Genomic DNA, 16,833 nt, shown 5'->3' with positions numbered 1-16,833 from the left:
ATGAGGCCTTTGGTTTTGCACGATTTTGAGGACGCCATCGCTAGCCAGCCAGCTACTACAGGTCCGCGTTGTGCGCTCCTGCATTGGTTTTGCGATGTTTATTGCAATGCCGAACTGAGTGGCAATCGCACCATATGCTTCGCCTTCAACGAACCGAAATACAACCACTCGCCATACTCGCGCACGGTCGTGATCGGAGAGTAGTTGCCGTCGCTGCCGTCCTGCAGATTGGCGATCACCTTGCCGTCCAAATCCAGGCCCAGGGCAAAACCACGTTTCTCAACCGGTTTGGGCAGTACGGTCATGGCTCGCGCGATCATCTTCCGAATGAAGGGATGCGGCGCGGTGGCATCGAGCAGGGCGTTGCGCGGTGAATACAGCGCTACCCAAAAACGGTCATGACCATTGAAGGACAGGTTGTCCGGTAAACCCGGCAAGTTGTCGACGAACAGATCGTGGGTGCCGGCTTTGGGACCGGTCAACCAATAGCGACTGATGCGGTAGGCTCCGGTCTCATTGACCAGAACATAAGCATCGTCCGGCCCCAGTGTCACGCCGTTGGCAAATTCCAGCTTATCCAGCAACACCGAGGTTTTGCCAGTCTGGAAGTCATACCGCAGCAATCGACCGTCGCCACCATGCTCAATGATGGCCTCGCCATCCTTGCCGTAGCCGAAACGGCTGGAAGCATCGCTGAAATAGGCAAAGTGCCCCGGTTTGTCGATGACCACGTCATCGGTGAAACCGAAGGGCACGCCGTTGGCCTCCGTGGTCATTGCGACCAGACGGCCCTGCGCATCCAGCGACAGCAAGCCTTTGACCGCGTCGGCGATGACCAGCAATCCGTTCGGGTGGCGAGCCAGTCCCAATGGTCGGCCACCGGTATCGGCCAGCTTTTTGATGACCTTGCCATCAAGGCTGGTGCTGATCACGCGACCGTCATGCAGGCCGGTGATCAGCGCTTCATTCTCCAGCAGCAGCGCTTCCGGCCCGTCGATGTCAGCAGCCCCCACGCGCTCCACGGCTTTGAGCCGCTGATTATCGGCATAGAGGCCTTCGGTGAGGGACGGCGCCGGCGCTGGCGTCCAGGCCACCGGTTGCACTTTGGTCGGCATCAGCAGCAGGAGCCCGCCGATGGCAACGATCAGCAGCAACACCCAATGGTGAACCCTGATCGATCGGCTCACGCGCCGACTCCTGACTGTGCCAGATATTTTTGTGCCATCTCGCGCAATGCCAGCATCGACGCCGCTGACTCGCGGTCAATCCGCCGCCTGAGCAACAGGCGATTGGCAATGCGCATCGCCAGGCCACTGAATTGATACTCCAGCGTGCGGACAAACCGGGTGCTGTCACCCTCGGCCTCGCATTCGTAAGTCACCACCAACGACAGCCCGTTATCACCCTCAGCCCGGGCACTCCAGCGCCGCCCCGGCAGATACTCGTCGACTCGCCAACTCAAGTGCCCGTCGCGACCACCGGCGCGGATGTCCTCTTCGAACCGGGCACCGGCATGCAACGCACCTTTCTGTCCGTTGATCTTCAGGGAGGATGGATGCCACTCCGGCCAGCGGCTCACGTTGCTGGCGTAGGCGAGCACGTCGATGGGGTTGCCGGCGATCTCGATCTGGTGCTGCATGCGGGTCATGGGCGTTCTCGTCAGGTTCGGGGTGGCCTGCTCCGGTTCCCAATAGAGGGTGCCGAACAGGTAATCCATCAACGGAAATACGATGTTGAAATTGCGCTCCTGCATCATCTCGCGGCGATGATGCAGTTCATGCAGGCGACGCATCTGACGAATCCACGGCAGGCGCGTCAGCGGATTGTGCGGCGGCAAGTGCTCGCAGGCATGGAACACTTCATAAGTCAGGTAGCCAAGGACCATGCACCCGCCGACCAGACCGGCGATGTTGGCGTCAAACTGCGTGAGCAGCCACCAGAGGGGCAGGGTGATCACCAGTGTGTGCAACACGATCAGCCACGCGGGAAACAGGATCACCCGCCAGTCGCGTGCGTTGTCGTAGGTCATGTAACCGGGGGCGAAGAAGCTGTGATGGTCGCCGGCATGGCGGGCATAGAACATCCGCGCGAAGGCTTTTTTGTGATGGCCCAGATGCCGATGCACCACGTACACGCCGCAACTGAACAACAGCAGCGTCAGCGGCACCGCCAGCCATTGCAGCGGTTGCACCTCGTGCACGCTGCTCAGGAACGCGGCGATCGCCAGCATGCCGAACAGCAGCACGAAAATGCCATGTAACCAGGGGTTGTAGCGTGGGTGGATGTCGGCGCGGTATCGGCTGCGGAATGCTTCGGTGGTCTGCCTCACTGCAATCACCTGTCGTTATTGTTATCTCCAGCAGATTAGACGATTTCGACGTTTTGTCCGGCCCAACGTTGAGGACACAACGGCCATGATCCGGTGCAAAGCGGACCTACGTCAGCGGGTTCCAGCGTTGCGACCAATCGTCATCGGACTTGATCACTTCGCGCAGTAAATCGAACGCCTGTTGCAGGGTTTCCGAGTCGCGGTCGCGGGAGTAAACCAGGTAGGTCGGGTAGCTGAATTCCGGGGCCTTGGGCACTTGCTCCAGCACGCCGTTTTCAAGGTAACTGTGCACGACGCGGGTACGGAAATAGCCACTGCCGCCGTTTTCCAGAATGTACTGCAAGGCCAGCGGGCCCAGATTGAAACTCAGCGCAGCCTTGGCTTTTTCCGGGAGCGCGGCATCGTGCTGGCGTCGGAAGTCCGGCCCCCAGTCGATATACACATAGGGATCAGGCCGCGTCGGATGGCGGACGAGGATGAGTTTTTCTTCGAGAATCTGCTCGACTTGCAGACGCGGCCAATATTCGGGTTGATAGACCAGCGCCGCATCCAGCACCCCCAGTTCCAATTGGCGCAGCAGGTTTTCGCCGTCGCGAATCTCCATGCGAAGGGCATGGCTGGAGATCTTCTCGCGCAACTCGCCGGCCCAACTCAGCATCAGCGGGTTGCACAGGCTGACTTCACCGCCGATGTGCAGTACATCGTGATAACCCTCGGGCAACGGCAAGTCCCGGCGCGCGGCTTCCCAGGTTTCCACCAGTTGATTGGCGTACACCACGAAGGCTTCGCCATTGGGCGTCAGGCGCGCTCCGGCACGGTTGCGCACGAACAGGGTGCTGCCCAACTGGCTTTCGAGTTTCTGTACTCGGGCGGTGATTGCAGTTTGAGTGACGTGGAGTTTTTCGGCGGCGGCGGCAAGGCTGCCGTGGCGGACGATTTCCAGGAAGGTGCGGGCGAGATCGATGTCCATGGGGCGGCCAGAGCGGAGAATGCTGGCATTGTAAGAGCGCTATCCCTTGCAGGCTACAGGCGCTTGAAACGACGAATCCCGCCACAAGGGCGGGATTCGTATCAAGCCAGTCGCACTCCCGAAAGTCGGGAGCACTGTGCTTAGCTTGGGAACAGCTCGGAAAGTTTCATTGCCAGCATCATGTCGCCTTCAGCGCGCAGTTTGCCGCCCATGAACGCTTGCATGCCGTCAGTCGAACCATCGACGATGCCTTGCAGGGTTTCGCCGTCCATCACCAGGGTCACCTGGGCGTCCGGGTTCTCGCCTTCCTGCAGCTCGCAGGTGCTGTCCTTGACGATCAGCGAGAAGTTCTTGGTGTCGTCGATGCGGAAACCGAAGACCAGGTCCAGGCCGGCGGCAGCGGCTGGGTTGAACTTGGCTTTCATTGCTTGTACTGCATCTGCTACGGAGGTCATGGTTCGATCCTTTTTCTGGTATTAAAAGCAGGGTAATGAGAGCTGGGTGAATACAGCCAGGGTCACAATAGTCCGGACTCAACGGAAAGTGATGAGTTCCGGGGCCTTCAGCAGTTGCAGGTGCGCATGACTGTTGAAGGAAGCCAGAGCCACCTCGCGACCGCGAAACTTCAGCTGGTTGAGCGAGGTGTTGACGATTTGCCAGTTCAATTCAAAAGCCTGTTTGGCAGGCATTTGCGTAATGAGGTGGAGCAGGGCAGTGATGGTGCCGCCGGAAGTGAACACGGCGATCTTCTGCGTATTGTCGGCCTGTTCGAGGATCCGGTGCAGACCAGCCTGCACACGTTCGACAAAGCCCAGCCAGCTTTCCAGGCCTGGTGTGTCATAGGTGCCGGCCAGCCAGCGCTCGATGATCAACGCGAAGATGCGCTGGAACTCGCCACGGTTTTGCGCGGCATTGCGCAGGATGTCCAGGGCTTCAGGTTCGTCCGGCAGCATGGCGGGCAGCAGCGCGCGAATCACCGCATCGGCATCGAATTCATTGAAAGCGGAATCAGTCTCGAGGATGGGAACCGGCAGCCCTACCGCCGCAAATTGTTCCAGTGCACTGTTGGCCGTGTGCTGCTGGCGACGCAGGTCGCCGGCAAGGCAGCGATCGAAGCTGATGCCGAGACCGGCCAGATGCTGGCCGAGGATTTGCGCTTGACGAATACCGGTCGGCGACAGGACGTCATAGTCGTCTGCACCAAAGGAGGCTTGGCCATGTCGAATCAAATAGATACTGCCCACGTCCGCGTCATCCCGGTACGTTGAAGTTCTGGCGAGGTTATGAGGATGGCGGTGAGCTGTCAATGAAAAAACATACGCTTGTTTGAAATGCCCGTTACAGGCATGTTGCCAGAGGTTTCACGGCTGGTCGCAAGGCCGGCGCATGGGTATGCTGGAGGCATCCCGCGCGCGTAGATGTCGCGCATCGTTTGAGGAGTCCCTGTGGAGTTTTTTTCCGAGTACGCCGTTTTTCTGGCCAAGACTGTGACCCTGGTGATCGCCATTCTGGTGGTCCTGGCCAGTTTTGCGGCATTGCGCAGTAAGGGTCGCCGTAAAACGGCCGGCCAGTTGCAGGTCAGCAAGCTCAATGATTTCTACAAAGGACTGCGTGAACGCCTGGAGCAAACCTTGCTCGACAAGGATCAGCTCAAGGCCCTGCGCAAGTCCCAGGTCAAGACCGAGAAAAAACAGAAGAAAAAGCCCGAGGCCAAACCACGGGTTTTCGTGCTGGATTTCGACGGTGACATCAAGGCGTCCGCCACTGAAAGCCTGCGTCACGAAATCACTGCACTGCTGACGCTCGCCACACCGAAAGACGAAGTGGTGCTGCGCCTGGAAAGCGGCGGCGGCATGGTCCACAGCTACGGCCTGGCGTCCTCGCAACTGGCGCGTATCCGCGAAGCCGGCGTGCCGTTGACCGTGTGCATCGACAAGGTGGCGGCGAGCGGCGGCTACATGATGGCGTGCATCGGCGAGAAGATCATCAGCGCACCGTTCGCGATCCTCGGTTCGATCGGCGTGGTTGCGCAGCTGCCCAACGTCAACCGACTGCTGAAAAAACACGATATCGACTTCGAAGTGCTGACCGCCGGCGAGTACAAGCGCACCCTGACCGTGTTTGGCGAAAACACCGAGAAGGGCCGGGAGAAGTTCCAGGAAGACCTGGACATCACCCATCAATTGTTCAAGAACTTCGTGGCCCGCTATCGCCCGCAATTGGCCATCGACGAAGTGGCTACCGGCGAAATCTGGCTGGGTATCGCGGCGCTGGACAAGCAACTGGTGGACGAGCTCAAGACCAGCGACGAATACCTCGCGGAGCGCGCCAAGCAGTCCGAGTTGTATCACCTGCACTACGCCGAGCGTAAAAGCCTGCAAGAGCGCATCGGCATGGCGGCCAGTAGTTCAGTCGATCGCGTGCTGATGAACTGGTGGGGGCGCCTGACACAAAATCGTTTCTGGTGACGCTTGAGACGCAACTGTACTAAACGAAACCGCAGCAGACGCTGCGGTTTTTTTATGAGATAAAAGTTGAATGGCTTAAATAAAAAACACACGACTACGAAGTTTGATAAATATTTTGTGCTTATTAAAGATGTTTATTTTTCAGAGGGTTTGATTAGAATCGGCTTTCCCTAATCAGCAGCAAGGAAGTTGCACAATGGAAATGATCGCTCACTACAATGTTAATCCGGATGACTTCGCTCTTTTTGTAAAGTTACTACCGCAAAAGCTCATGTTTCTTGTCGATTCACGGCCCGACAGGGATCACAAGGTTGTCCATCGATCCGCGAATGATGAGATATTGATCACCTTTATCAGGCGCCATCAGCCCAGTGCGTGGAAGCCGGAGTTCAAGGTTTTCATCGAAGGCGAAAACTGGGGAAGTTTGAACGGTACGTTGTTTGATGATGTCGCTGCACTGGCATATGCCATTCAAAAAAGAGGACTCCAGCAAGTCGAGTTTTAATCCGTTCTTATAAGCGAAAGTGTATTGCAGATGTAAAAAAGCCTTGATGACCAAAGTCATCAAGGCTTTGTTTTATTAACGACGACGGAACAGCGGTAGCGGCTCGTCGGTGGCGGCCTGATAGGTCACCGAGAAGTCCTTGAGACCTTCCAGCGCTTCATACGGGTCCTTGTCGGCGCGTACAGCGAACGCATCGAAACCGCAGCGGTGCATGTAGAACAACTGATCGCGCAGCACATCGCCAATCGCCCGCAGTTCGCCTTTGAAACCGTAACGGTCACGCAGCAGGCGGGCGTTGGAGTAGTTGCGGCCATCGGTGAAGGCCGGGAAGTTCAAGGCGATAACCTGGAAATTCGCCACGTCTTCGCCAATTTCTTCGGCTTCTTCATCGGCATCCAGCCAGATGCCCAGGCCGCCGTCGCGGGCCAGAAGCATGCGGCTGTGTTCGCGCCACAATTGCAGCGGGACAATGTAGTCGTCGCAGTTGCTGATCTCGTCGATGTTGAAATCCTTGGGCAGCAGGTGCCAGGTTTCGTCGACGACGGCGTTGTTCTTAATGATTCGCTGCATAGACGCGTTCCTTGAAGAGGTCGATGCCAATACGCTGATAGGTGTCGATGAAACGCTCGTCTTCGGTACGTTGTTCGATGTACACGTCGATCAGCTTCTCGATCACGTCCGGCATGGCTTCCTGGGCGAAGGACGGGCCGAGGATCTTGCCCAGGCTGGCGTCACGGCTGGCGCTGCCGCCGAGGGAAACCTGGTAGAACTCTTCACCTTTCTTGTCCACCCCGAGAATGCCGATGTGGCCGACGTGGTGGTGACCGCAGGCGTTCATGCAACCGGAGATGTTCAGGTCCAGTTCGCCGATGTCGAACAGGTAGTCCAGGTCGTCGAAACGGCGCTGGATCGATTCGGCAATCGGGATCGACTTGGCGTTGGCCAGGGAGCAGAAATCGCCGCCCGGGCAGCAGATGATGTCGGTCAGCAGGCCGATGTTCGGCGTGGCGAAACCTTGCTCGCGCAACTCGCCCCACAGGGTGAACAGCTTGTCCTGCTCGACGTCGGCCAGGATGATGTTCTGTTCGTGGGAGGTGCGCAGTTGACCGAAGCTGTAGCGGTCGGCCAGGTCGGCGACAGCGTCGAGCTGCTTGTCGGTGATGTCGCCCGGTGCAACACCGGTCGGTTTCAGGGACAGGGTCACGGCAACATAGCCCGGCTTTTTGTGGGCCAGGGTGTTGCGCACGCGCCAGCGAGCGAAGCCCGGGTTTTGCTGGTCGAGCTCGGCCAGTGCGGCGTTCTGGTTTTCCAGGGCCTTGTAGTCCGGGTCGACGAAATGCTTGGCAACGCGATGCACTTCGGCTTCGGTCAGTGTGGTCTGGCCACCGCGCAGGTGTTCCATTTCCGCATCGACTTTCTGGGCGAAGACTTCAGGCGTCAGCGCTTTTACCAGAATCTTGATCCGCGCCTTGTACTTGTTGTCACGACGGCCATAGCGGTTGTAAACACGCAGGATGGCGTCGAGGTAGCTCAACAGGTCTTGCCACGGCAGGAATTCGTTGATGAACGCGCCAACCACCGGGGTACGGCCCAGACCACCGCCAACCAGTACACGGAAGCCCAGTTCGCCGGCGGCGTTGTGCACCGGCTCAAGGCCGATGTCGTGGACTTCGATGGCGGCACGGTCGGAGGTCGAACCATTCACGGCGATCTTGAACTTGCGCGGCAGGTAGGCGAATTCCGGGTGGAACGTAGTCCACTGGCGGACGATCTCGCACCATGGGCGCGGGTCGATCAGTTCGTCGGCAGCGACACCGGCGAACTGGTCGGTGGTGACGTTGCGCAGGCAGTTGCCGCTGGTCTGGATCGCGTGCATCTGCACGGTGGCCAGTTCAGCGAGGATGTCCGGGATGTCTTCCACCGCCGGCCAGTTGAACTGCACGTTCTGCCGGGTACTGATGTGGGCGTAGCCCTTGTCGTAGTCGCGGGCAATCTTGGCCATCATTCGCATCTGGCGCGAAGTCAGTTGGCCGTAAGGCACCGCCACTCGCAACATCGGTGCGAAACGCTGGATATAGAGGCCATTTTGCAGGCGCAGGGGGCGGAACTCTTCTTCGCTCAGCTCACCTGCCAGATAGCGTCGGGTCTGATCACGGAACTGCTTGACGCGGTCCTCGATGATCCGCTGATCGTATTCGTCGTATACGTACATATAAGTCCTGTTCTCAGGCTTGGGTCGCTCGGATACAGCTGCGTTTTTTGCTTGCCGCAGTCCAAGAGCCTCTGCAATTCTGCGCGCACGGCCGCGCACTCCTTATGGAGCCGGGGCAAGATACCAGTTTGCAGTTATGCGCAAAAGTGATGTTTGAGTATATGTAAAGAACCAAATCGCCTAACGATGACTGTTATTAGCTAATCCACATTTGTCGTGCGGACAATCATCGTCTTAACTGTGGTCGAGTCCTTATGCAATCACCGATAAAACCGACAAGAGGCGATGCAATGAGCAACCCAACCAAAGCAAGGAAAAGCGATAGCTCCGTCGATGCCTGGGCGATTCTGTTCCTGATCATTCTGGTCGTCGGCACCGCTGTATTCTGGGTGAGTCACCAGTAAACGACACGACCGGGCCTCGGTCCGACGATTGTCGGACAAAAACCGGAATAATCGCCGTTTTGCGGACGTTCGCTGGCTATAATGCGCAGCGAATTTCCGGGGCCTGGTCGACAAAATGTTGAAGTTTCTAAGTGGTGTGGTGCTGGCGCTGGGCATGGTCGCGGGACCGTGCGCTCAAGCAGCGTCGGTATTGTTCCTGAACCCGGGAACCACCAGGGAAGCTTTTTGGGTCAGTTACTCGCAGTTCATGCAGGCCGCCGCCAGGGATCTGGGCATGGACCTGCGCATCCTGTATTCCGATCGGGTGCCTGAAAACATCATCAAACAGGCGCGCGAAGCGCTTCAGGGACCCAATCGTCCCGACTACCTGGTGTTCGTCAACGAGCAATCCGTCGCCCCCGAAGTGCTGCGCCTGGCACACGGCAGCGGCGTGAAACTGTTTATGGTCAACAACGCCCTGACCGTGGATCAGATAAAATTGCTCGGTGCCCAACCCGACAAGTACCCCGACTGGATCGGCAGCCTGGTGCCCAACGACGAGGAAGGTGGCTACCTGATGCTCAAGGAGTTGATTCGGTCGCATGCGCCAGTAGCGCCAGGCCAGACAATTGACCTGCTGGCTTTCTCCGGTTTGAAAATCACGCCGTCGGCGCAGTTGCGCGAGCAAGGCATGCGCCGGGCGCTGGCCGAACATCCAGAAGTGCGTTTGCGGCAATTGGTGTATGGCGGCTGGACACGTCAGCGCGCTTACGAACAAGCCAAACTGCTATTCAAGCGTTATCCGCAAACCTCACTGGTGTGGGTCGCCAACGACGAAATGGCGTTTGGTGTCATGCAGGCGTATGTCGAAGCGGGAGGGGTTCCCGGCAAGGATGCGTTGTTCGGCACCATCAACAATTCACCCGCGGCATTGCAAGCGTTACTCGACAATCGCCTGAGCGTGTTGCTGGGCGGGCATTTCAGCCTGGGTGGCTGGGCGATGGTTGAGTTGCATGACTATGACGAGGGCGTCGACATCAGCCAATACGGCGGCCGGGACCGAGAGATTCCGCTGTTGCAACTGATTAACCGAACGCAAGCCAGGCGACTGTTGGCGTTGAGCAACGCACAGGACTTCGGGGTGGACTTCCACAAGCTATCGGCCAAGGGGCGGCCAACGTCCTATCGCTACCCGTTCAGCCTGCAAACCCTGATGCACTGAGCCGTTTCAGATCCCTGCCAGCAGCAGCACCAGTTTGACGATGCCAAACAGGGTCAGGGCAAACACCGTGGTGAACAAAATCCCGAGGACCACGAAATGACTCGGCTTGCCGTGGGTGAAGTCCCGCGCCCGGTTCTTGCCGCTCTGCACCCCGAACGCTGCCGCCATGACGCTGTGCAGCATCTGCCAGAAGGTCGGCGGTTTGTTGTCGACTGGATCGTCCATAAATCCCTCGCCTGTCAGTAAGTCCTCAAAGCATAGACAATCTGCCGGCCTGCGGATCGACGCAGTTTGAAATCAGTCTGGGCCGATGCGGTAATTATCTACCGCCAATACGGTTCACTGAAATGTTGTCCTGTCGTTCCATTTTCAGGAGCGACACCATGTCTAGCCATCCCCCCTCTGTGCCCCGTGAGCCTCTGATTGCGGGCCGAAGCAGCATTCATAGCGAACTTGTCGAACAGCTGACGCCTGATTGGTTGATCGACGCCACGCCGCAGCGGCGGGCAGCCATAAAAGCCAGCGGCTCGCTCCCGCCGCCGTGGTACTCGCGAGCATCCAGCGCGCAACAGCAGGCGCTGCAAGAGCGCTTCAACGACAGCTTCGTGTCCCAGTCCCGGCTCGACAAAACCGTGTCGTCGCTACCAGACGCCGAAAGCTTTGCCGAGCCGATACTGCGCAAGGCGCTGAAGGATCAGTTCGGGGTCGAAGCCGACGTCAACAAAACCTTCATATGTCTGAGGCGAGCGCTGGAAGTCAGCGATTTTCAAATTGAGATCAACTCGTTCGAGGTGTTGAAGCTTTCGTTGTTGCAGGCGGCACTGCATAACTTCGAAGCGGCCGAATGTGAGCCAGGCGCCTTTCATCGCGGGTCGGGGTTTGTGGTCGAGACGTCGACGCCTGGTACGTTCGAGGTCGAGGCCCTCAACGTGTCGGTCACGCAATTCCTCTCGCTCTGCCGCCAACTGGATATCGGCGCGCAGTATCAAACCCGCGTGGAGGGCTTTTTTCAGACAACGGATGCGCAGAAGGACACGACCCTGACCGAGCAATTCGTTGCCAGCCAGAAAGCGGCAATGAGAGCGGCCGCCGAATGGGCGCTGCTGAAAAACGACATCGAACCCGACGATTACACAATGATCCTTTCGGTGATTGATGACGAAATCCATCCCCGGGTTGGCAACCGGCCGGTCTGGTTTCGTGACCTGAGCCTGATGAAGCGCAGGATGACCGGCTGCGTGGTGTTCAGCATCAGTGAACAGTATCGCTATACCAGCGATTTCATCGTCTACATTCCCCACGATCCCGAGCACCCGCTCAAACGCTACACCTCCCAACAGATGCGCGAAGAGTTCAAGCGCCAGTTCACCGCCCGCGACGCGTTGCCCGCCAGTGACAGCGGGCCGACCGCCCACCAGCGCTTCTTCAGCCAGTTTGTGGCCTACGCCGATCGACCTTATTACTTCAGTCAGTTCACCCGCAAGGCTACCGACCCTGCGACCGACCCTTTGCATTCATTCTGGTTGAAGGTCGCTCAGTACGTGCCCCCGTTTTCGGCCGTCGCCCGGATCAAGGAACTGCCGCCAGAGCCTGCGGGTAAACGTGAGCCGGTCGACGATCCTTATCTCAATCCTTTAGGGATCGTTCGCGAAGGTGTGGCGGGCATCTGGTCCGCCAACAGCAACCTGTGGACTTATCTCTACCAGCAAAACCGCAAAAAAGTCATTGCCGACGCCCGCAGCCACGCGGTGCCCACGGCAGACGTCGATGCGCGAGTGCGGGCGGAAAAGCTCAATCATCTGCTGGAAATCGGCTTGCTGGGCCTGAACATGGTGTCGATGTTCGTGCCGGTGCTGGGGGAGGTCATGCTGACGGTCATGGCCGGTCAACTGCTGTACGAGTCGTTCGAAGGCGCGATCGAGTGGAGTGAGGGTGATCGCACGGCGGCCAAGGCGCATCTGGTCGATGTGGCTGAGAATCTGGCGCTGATCGCGGTGATGGCCGGGGCGGGCAAAGGCTTGGCCAAGCTGGGGGCGGTCAAACCCGAACCGGTGGTCGAGCGTCTGGAGCCCGTCAAGCGCGCCGACGGCGAGGCCCGCTTGTGGAAGCCGGACCTGAGCGCCTATGAAAGTAAAATCGAGCTCGATCGCGATTCAGTTCCTGATGGGGCGGGGCAGCATCGGGTCAATGGCAAAGCCTTCATCCGGCAGGGTGGCAAGGTCTATGAAACTGTCTTTGATCCGGCACTGAAGAAGTGGCGCATCAAACATCCTGTCGACGATCAGGCGTGGCAACCCATCCTTGAACACAACGGGCTTGGCGCCTGGCGTCACACGCTGGAGCGTCCCCGCACATGGAATCGCCTGACACTGCTGCGGCGCATGGGGCATATCACCGAGGCATTTACCGATGAGCAACTGCTCGACATCGCCGAGGCCTGTGCCGTCGAAGACAATGCCTTGCGCAAAATGCACATGGATCACTTTTCGCCCCCGCCGGCACTGGCCGATGCCTTGCGGCTGTTCGAAGGCGAGCCTGGCATTGGCGCAGCCCTGCTTGAAAAACTGCAACGTGCCTGTCCGGGGCTGAGTAATGCCGCCGGCCGCAGGGTTCTGTTGGATGCCAATGCCGAAGAGCTCTCTCGTCTGAGAAAGACGCGTCGAATTCCACTGAAAATGCTGGAGGAGGCGCGTTGGTATGTGCGACAGGGGCGTCAGGCCCCGGCGTTCACTGGCCAATTATCGCCAGTGCTGGAACAGCGCAGCGGCCGCGACAAGGCATTCAAGCCACCCGTACGCGTAACGGAACGCAGGGTGGGCTATTACGCCAGCGGGCGCGGGCAGGGCATGAATCCTTCGCTGGTGACCCGGGTTCAGGACGTCTATCCGGCGTTGAGTGATCAGCAAGCCAATGGATTTATCCTGGCGCAACTGCGCGCGGGCAAAACCGACGCACAGATTTATAACCTGTTGCAGGCGCGTTTGCGCGAGTGGGAAGTACTCGAGTCGACCCTCGATCAATGGGTCGGCGAACCCGTCCCGGCATCTGAATTGCAGTTCATGTTGGGGGGCAAGGCGTCGGTCGCGCAGAACATCAAGCAATGTTGGCGCAACTCACCGTTGGCAGAGGAGCAGGCCCGGTACAGGTTGCTGGAACTGGTTTGTGACGATCCAATACCGCCGTTGACCGCGCAATTTTCCCATGTGAGTGATCTGTATGTCCGCGGTCGGTGTATCACGGACGCCAATGCCGATGGGCTTCTGGCCACGTTTCCCAATCTGAAAAGACTGCGAATCAATGCCACGGGAGATGAGTTCAGCAACGTACCCATGGCCTTGAGCACCATGCCGGCGCTCAAGGACCTGAACCTGTATGCCGTCGCTCCGTACGCCGCCGACATGCCCGCAAGGTTGAACAGACTGACCACACTTGAGGCGCTGAGTGTCAGTTCCTCCGGTTATTCGCCGATGGCCCTCGATGTCACTGGCTTGCGCGAATTGCGCCGACTGGAAGTGCTCGCGCCTGCGATGGTGGAGTGGCCCGCCGGAGTGTTCGAGCTACCCCGTCTGGAGCGATTGAACCTCAAGGGAACGGGAATCAGAACGTTGCCTGACGGTATCTTCAAAGGGCATGAAAAACTCTGGTCCGGGCTGTCGCTGGATTGGTCGATCTTCCTGCGTGAGCACTTCAAACCGGCCTACGAGTATGTGAAAAATCACCCCTTGCACCTGGTTGATCTGGAAGAAATGGTCAGGGATTACAGCAAGGGTGAACTGCGACGACTTGGCGAAGGCATCAACGATTCCTTCGAGGGTTTGTTCAATCAGTTTGTCGAGCAATGGCCGAGCGCCAAGGCAAGGTTCGACGCGGTCGAGGCCTTGAGTCAGGAGTATGCGGTGCTCGACCGACGACTCGACAACTGGTCCCATCGCGCCGCGCAGTCACCGATCGATGTCAAAGAGGTGATGGGGCGCATCTGGGCGGCAAACACCCTCAGGGCCAGTTGGCGTGACGGGGTGTTCAAGCGCTATGGCGCGACCGTCGACGCGTCGATACTCGACCTGCCGAACCTGGAACTCAGTGCATTTCCCGACCTGCCGGCCGGCGCGTTCCAGCATGTGCAAACGTTGTATCTGAAGGGGAATAAAGCGGCGGCGGAACAGATTCAGGCGTTCCTCGCCGGTTTCACTGAAGTTGAAAGGCTGGAGTTGAGTCACAACAATCTGACGCAGGTACCGATTGCGCCGGGTGACCTCGGGAAGCTGACCCACCTGAATCTTTCCGACAATCGCATCCTCGACAGTTCTGCGGTGCGGCAGAGTTTCAATGGGCTTCAAAAGCTCGAATTCCTCGACCTGCATAACAACCCGCTGAGCGCACTGGATGTCAGTGCCATGACTCGCCTCAAGGCGCTGAGTTTGCGGGCGACAGACCTCCAGGTATGGCCGGTAGGCGTGCAAGATCTGCCGGACTTGACCTGGCTGGATTTGCGCGACAGCAAAATCGCCTCGATGCCTGCGCAGATTCCGGATGAGATGTTGCTCAAGACCGACCTGGCCGGCAGCCCTTTATCCGATCCCGCGCTCGCCGCGATCAAGTCGGCTCGGCAGCGACTGGAGATTGCCAAAGTCCTGCCGGACGGGGTTCTGCAACGATTCAGCCGGGAAGAAGTGCCGGCGCTGTTCCCACCGCTGGAAAGTGGGTTTTCGATTGCACGGCATCTGCTGGCGTTCTCGGAAATCCCGTCGGGGGAAGGCGTTGCGAACCTGACGCACCGTTTGCGACGGCTCAAACCGGCACTCGCCGATGATGACGCTTTGGAGCTGATCGAACAGTTGCGCCGAAGCGGGTCGACGGATGTGCACATCAGCGAGCAGCTTGCCGGATGGGAGCAAACCTATGAGGCGCTCACCCGGCAACTGAATGGCTGGTTGTATACGCGCGGCGTTCGCGGCGCTGGCTGGATCCTGTCGTCCAGCACCCGCAGGCAGGGTGCCTTGCGGATTCTGGAATGCTGGCGCGCAGGCTTGACCGGCAACGAAGGGGTTGCGGACACGGTACTGAATCTCAATGGCCTGCAACTGGGCGATCTTCCTGCGTTGCCGGCAGCGTTCGAGCATGTCACCCGACTGAACCTGACCAGCGTGAAACTGAGCGGTCGGGGCTCTGACGAGTTCCTCAACGCGTTCACGCAATTGCAGACGCTGGAACTCAATGGCAATGATCTGGAGATCATCCCCGAGCCGGTCAGGCACATGGACAAGCTCGAACGCCTGGAGCTGTCCTCGAACCGGCTGGACGATAGCGAACACTTGCATGCCGCGCTCAGTCCCCTGCAGCGCCTGCAATGGCTGGACCTGAGCTACAACGAACTGGAGGCCTTTGATGTCACGGATTTCGAGGCATTGGAGACGCTTGATCTGCGCAACAACGATTTGACCGAGTGGCCGCAAGGCGTGCTCGATGCCAGTCGCCTGAGGACGCTGAATCTGAGCGGCAACGGCATCGTTTCCATTGCGCCGCAAGCGCTGGATGGCAGTCATGACCTGCTCATGGCCGGCACCGACCTCACCGACAACGACGACATGTTGTTAGAAAGTCTTGAGCGGTTGCGGGCTTACCGCGATGCGGGCGCTCACGAGACCGTGCTGGGCTTTTCACGTGCGGATCTGGACCTGATGATTGATGACGCACACAACTTCGGGGAAAGCAGCACGGAAAGCATCGAATCGGATGAAGAGCTACCTGAAGACGAGCCGGACTCAGAACAAAAAACACCCTGGCTCGCCAATGCCCTCCCTGAGGAGCTGGCCACCAAAAGCGAAATCTGGAGTCAACTGGCGGCAGAGCCGGACAATGCGGCGTTCTTTCATTTGCTCTCGCGATTGCAGGATACGCGGGAGTTCCGGGTGGCAAATGCCGACCTGACTCGGCGAGTGTGGACTGTGATGGAGGCCGCTGTCGGCAACACCGAGCTTCGAGAGGTCCTGTTCGCCAGCTCCGCCACCCATGGCACCTGTGTCGACGGTCGAATCCTGACGTTCAGTGGGCTGGAAAGCAAAGTGTTCACGCACAATGCCTTGCTCGAGATTCCTGCCGGACGCGTGGGCGTCAAAGCCGAGGCACTGTTGAAGTTGTCCCGGCAGTTGTTCCGGCTCGATAAGGTCGACGAGTTGGCAACGAAAGCGGCGAGTCATAGCGGTCGGGATGAAGCCGAGGTACGCCTGGGCTATCGAATTGGCCTTACCGATGGTTGGGACGATGGCTTGAGCCTCCCCGGGCAACCGAAACACATGACCTATGCGTCAGGCGTCACCCCCCAACAACTGGCGGCCGCACGCCTGGAAGTCGTCGCTGCCGAGCGGTCCGATGGCTTTTTTGAGGAATTGATCCAGCGCGATTACTGGGTGGCTTACCTCAAGGAGAAACACCCTGACGTGTTCAAGGCGCTCGATGAGGTGGAGGTTATGGATGTGGATCAGGATGCGGGCGCTGATGACCCTGCTTTCTTGAGTCAGCTCTTTGATCACGCCGCAGCGCGCAATGCGAAGTTGATAGAGCTTTCTCGCAAAGAGGTGGCTGACATTGAGTCGTCCACCCGCGGTGCCGGTTCATCCGTGAGTGCGTAAAACGCTCTCCAGGCGCCCTCGCCAGCAAGCTGGCTCCTACAGGAAATACGTATTTCTGCAGGAGCCGGCTTGCTGGCGATAGTGGTTAACGCTTACGCGTACAGGCTGGCAACAC

Annotated in this window: 12 protein-coding genes; 4 read left to right on the top strand and 8 right to left on the bottom strand. The window is 58.6% G+C overall.

Features of this window, described 5'->3' with window-relative positions; all coding sequences use genetic code 11:
* Positions 1 to 98 precede the first annotated feature (98 nt).
* The 5 genes from KHO07_RS15040 to KHO07_RS15020 all read right to left on the bottom strand — a co-directional run bounded on the left by KHO07_RS15040 (position 99) and on the right by KHO07_RS15020 (position 4,543).
* On the bottom strand, positions 99 to 1,187 hold the full coding sequence (locus KHO07_RS15040) for an SMP-30/gluconolactonase/LRE family protein (protein ID WP_212624724.1): 1,089 nt from the start codon (positions 1,185 to 1,187) through the stop codon (positions 99 to 101).
* Positions 1,184 to 2,329 (bottom strand): SRPBCC family protein, encoded by a 1,146-nt coding sequence (locus tag KHO07_RS15035; protein ID WP_212624723.1) that lies wholly within the window; start codon positions 2,327 to 2,329, stop codon positions 1,184 to 1,186. The genes KHO07_RS15040 and KHO07_RS15035 overlap by 4 nt, the downstream gene beginning before the upstream one ends.
* A 106-nt stretch (positions 2,330 to 2,435) precedes the next feature.
* The gene (locus KHO07_RS15030; protein ID WP_150732764.1) at positions 2,436 to 3,299 is read right to left on the bottom strand and encodes a LysR family transcriptional regulator; all 864 of its coding nucleotides are present in this window, start codon (positions 3,297 to 3,299) and stop codon (positions 2,436 to 2,438) included.
* Positions 3,300 to 3,439: 140 nt separating this feature from the next.
* A complete protein-coding gene (locus tag KHO07_RS15025; RefSeq protein ID WP_007946492.1) occupies positions 3,440 to 3,754 on the bottom strand; it encodes an SCP2 sterol-binding domain-containing protein in 315 nt (104 codons plus the stop codon).
* A 78-nt stretch (positions 3,755 to 3,832) separates the two neighbouring features.
* Positions 3,833 to 4,543, bottom strand: a complete 711-nt coding sequence (locus tag KHO07_RS15020; RefSeq protein ID WP_212624722.1) for a histidine phosphatase family protein — start codon at positions 4,541 to 4,543, stop codon at positions 3,833 to 3,835.
* 201 nt (positions 4,544 to 4,744) lie between these two features.
* On the opposite strand from KHO07_RS15020, the gene sohB reads away from it, so the two are divergent.
* Positions 4,745 to 5,767 (top strand): protease SohB, encoded by a 1,023-nt coding sequence (sohB, locus tag KHO07_RS15015; protein ID WP_150732766.1) that lies wholly within the window; start codon positions 4,745 to 4,747, stop codon positions 5,765 to 5,767.
* A 196-nt stretch (positions 5,768 to 5,963) separates the two neighbouring features.
* Positions 5,964 to 6,272 (top strand): hypothetical protein, encoded by a 309-nt coding sequence (locus KHO07_RS15010; RefSeq protein WP_212624721.1) that lies wholly within the window; start codon positions 5,964 to 5,966, stop codon positions 6,270 to 6,272.
* Between the two features lie 75 nt (positions 6,273 to 6,347).
* Here the strand turns inward: KHO07_RS15010 and KHO07_RS15005 are convergent, their stop codons facing one another.
* Positions 6,348 to 6,842 (bottom strand): DUF934 domain-containing protein, encoded by a 495-nt coding sequence (locus tag KHO07_RS15005; protein ID WP_150732768.1) that lies wholly within the window; start codon positions 6,840 to 6,842, stop codon positions 6,348 to 6,350.
* On the bottom strand, positions 6,826 to 8,484 hold the full coding sequence (locus KHO07_RS15000; protein WP_150732769.1) for a nitrite/sulfite reductase: 1,659 nt from the start codon (positions 8,482 to 8,484) through the stop codon (positions 6,826 to 6,828). The genes KHO07_RS15005 and KHO07_RS15000 overlap by 17 nt, the downstream gene beginning before the upstream one ends.
* Positions 8,485 to 9,003: 519 nt before the next feature.
* Between KHO07_RS15000 and KHO07_RS14995 the strand changes: the two genes are divergently transcribed.
* On the top strand, positions 9,004 to 10,089 hold the full coding sequence (locus tag KHO07_RS14995; protein ID WP_150732770.1) for an ABC transporter substrate-binding protein: 1,086 nt from the start codon (positions 9,004 to 9,006) through the stop codon (positions 10,087 to 10,089).
* A gap of 6 nt (positions 10,090 to 10,095) precedes the next feature.
* Here KHO07_RS14995 and KHO07_RS14990 read toward each other — a convergent pair whose 3' ends face one another.
* Entirely contained in the window at positions 10,096 to 10,314 is a 219-nt protein-coding gene (locus tag KHO07_RS14990; protein WP_150732771.1) for a DUF2970 domain-containing protein, read from the bottom strand.
* Positions 10,315 to 10,472: 158 nt separating this feature from the next.
* Between KHO07_RS14990 and KHO07_RS14985 the strand changes: the two genes are divergently transcribed.
* Positions 10,473 to 16,718 carry an NEL-type E3 ubiquitin ligase domain-containing protein gene (locus tag KHO07_RS14985; protein ID WP_212624720.1) on the top strand — a complete coding sequence of 2,082 codons (6,246 nt, stop codon included), beginning with the start codon at positions 10,473 to 10,475 and terminating at the stop codon, positions 16,716 to 16,718.
* Positions 16,719 to 16,833: the final 115 nt, after the last annotated feature.

This window comes from Pseudomonas sp. PP3, from assembly GCF_905336995.1.
Classification (GTDB): Bacteria; Pseudomonadota; Gammaproteobacteria; order Pseudomonadales; family Pseudomonadaceae; genus Aquipseudomonas; species Aquipseudomonas reinekei.
The sequence above is the reverse complement of the archived record's forward strand: the minus strand, read 5'-3'. Positions and strand labels throughout refer to the sequence as shown.

What these genes read in the sequence shown, in the direction of transcription:
- KHO07_RS14995 (WP_150732770.1), top strand. Translation starts at nt 9,004, where the DNA reads ATGTTGAAGTTTCTAAGTGGTGTGGTGCTGGCGCTGGGCATGGTCGCG.
- KHO07_RS14985 (WP_212624720.1), top strand. Translation starts at nt 10,473, where the DNA reads ATGTCTAGCCATCCCCCCTCTGTGCCCCGTGAGCCTCTGATTGCGGGC.
- KHO07_RS15025 (WP_007946492.1), bottom strand. Translation starts at nt 3,754, where the DNA reads ATGACCTCCGTAGCAGATGCAGTACAAGCAATGAAAGCCAAGTTCAAC.
- KHO07_RS15010 (WP_212624721.1), top strand. Translation starts at nt 5,964, where the DNA reads ATGGAAATGATCGCTCACTACAATGTTAATCCGGATGACTTCGCTCTT.
- KHO07_RS15000 (WP_150732769.1), bottom strand. Translation starts at nt 8,484, where the DNA reads ATGTACGTATACGACGAATACGATCAGCGGATCATCGAGGACCGCGTC.
- KHO07_RS15005 (WP_150732768.1), bottom strand. Translation starts at nt 6,842, where the DNA reads ATGCAGCGAATCATTAAGAACAACGCCGTCGTCGACGAAACCTGGCAC.
- KHO07_RS14990 (WP_150732771.1), bottom strand. Translation starts at nt 10,314, where the DNA reads ATGGACGATCCAGTCGACAACAAACCGCCGACCTTCTGGCAGATGCTG.
- KHO07_RS15030 (WP_150732764.1), bottom strand. Translation starts at nt 3,299, where the DNA reads ATGGACATCGATCTCGCCCGCACCTTCCTGGAAATCGTCCGCCACGGC.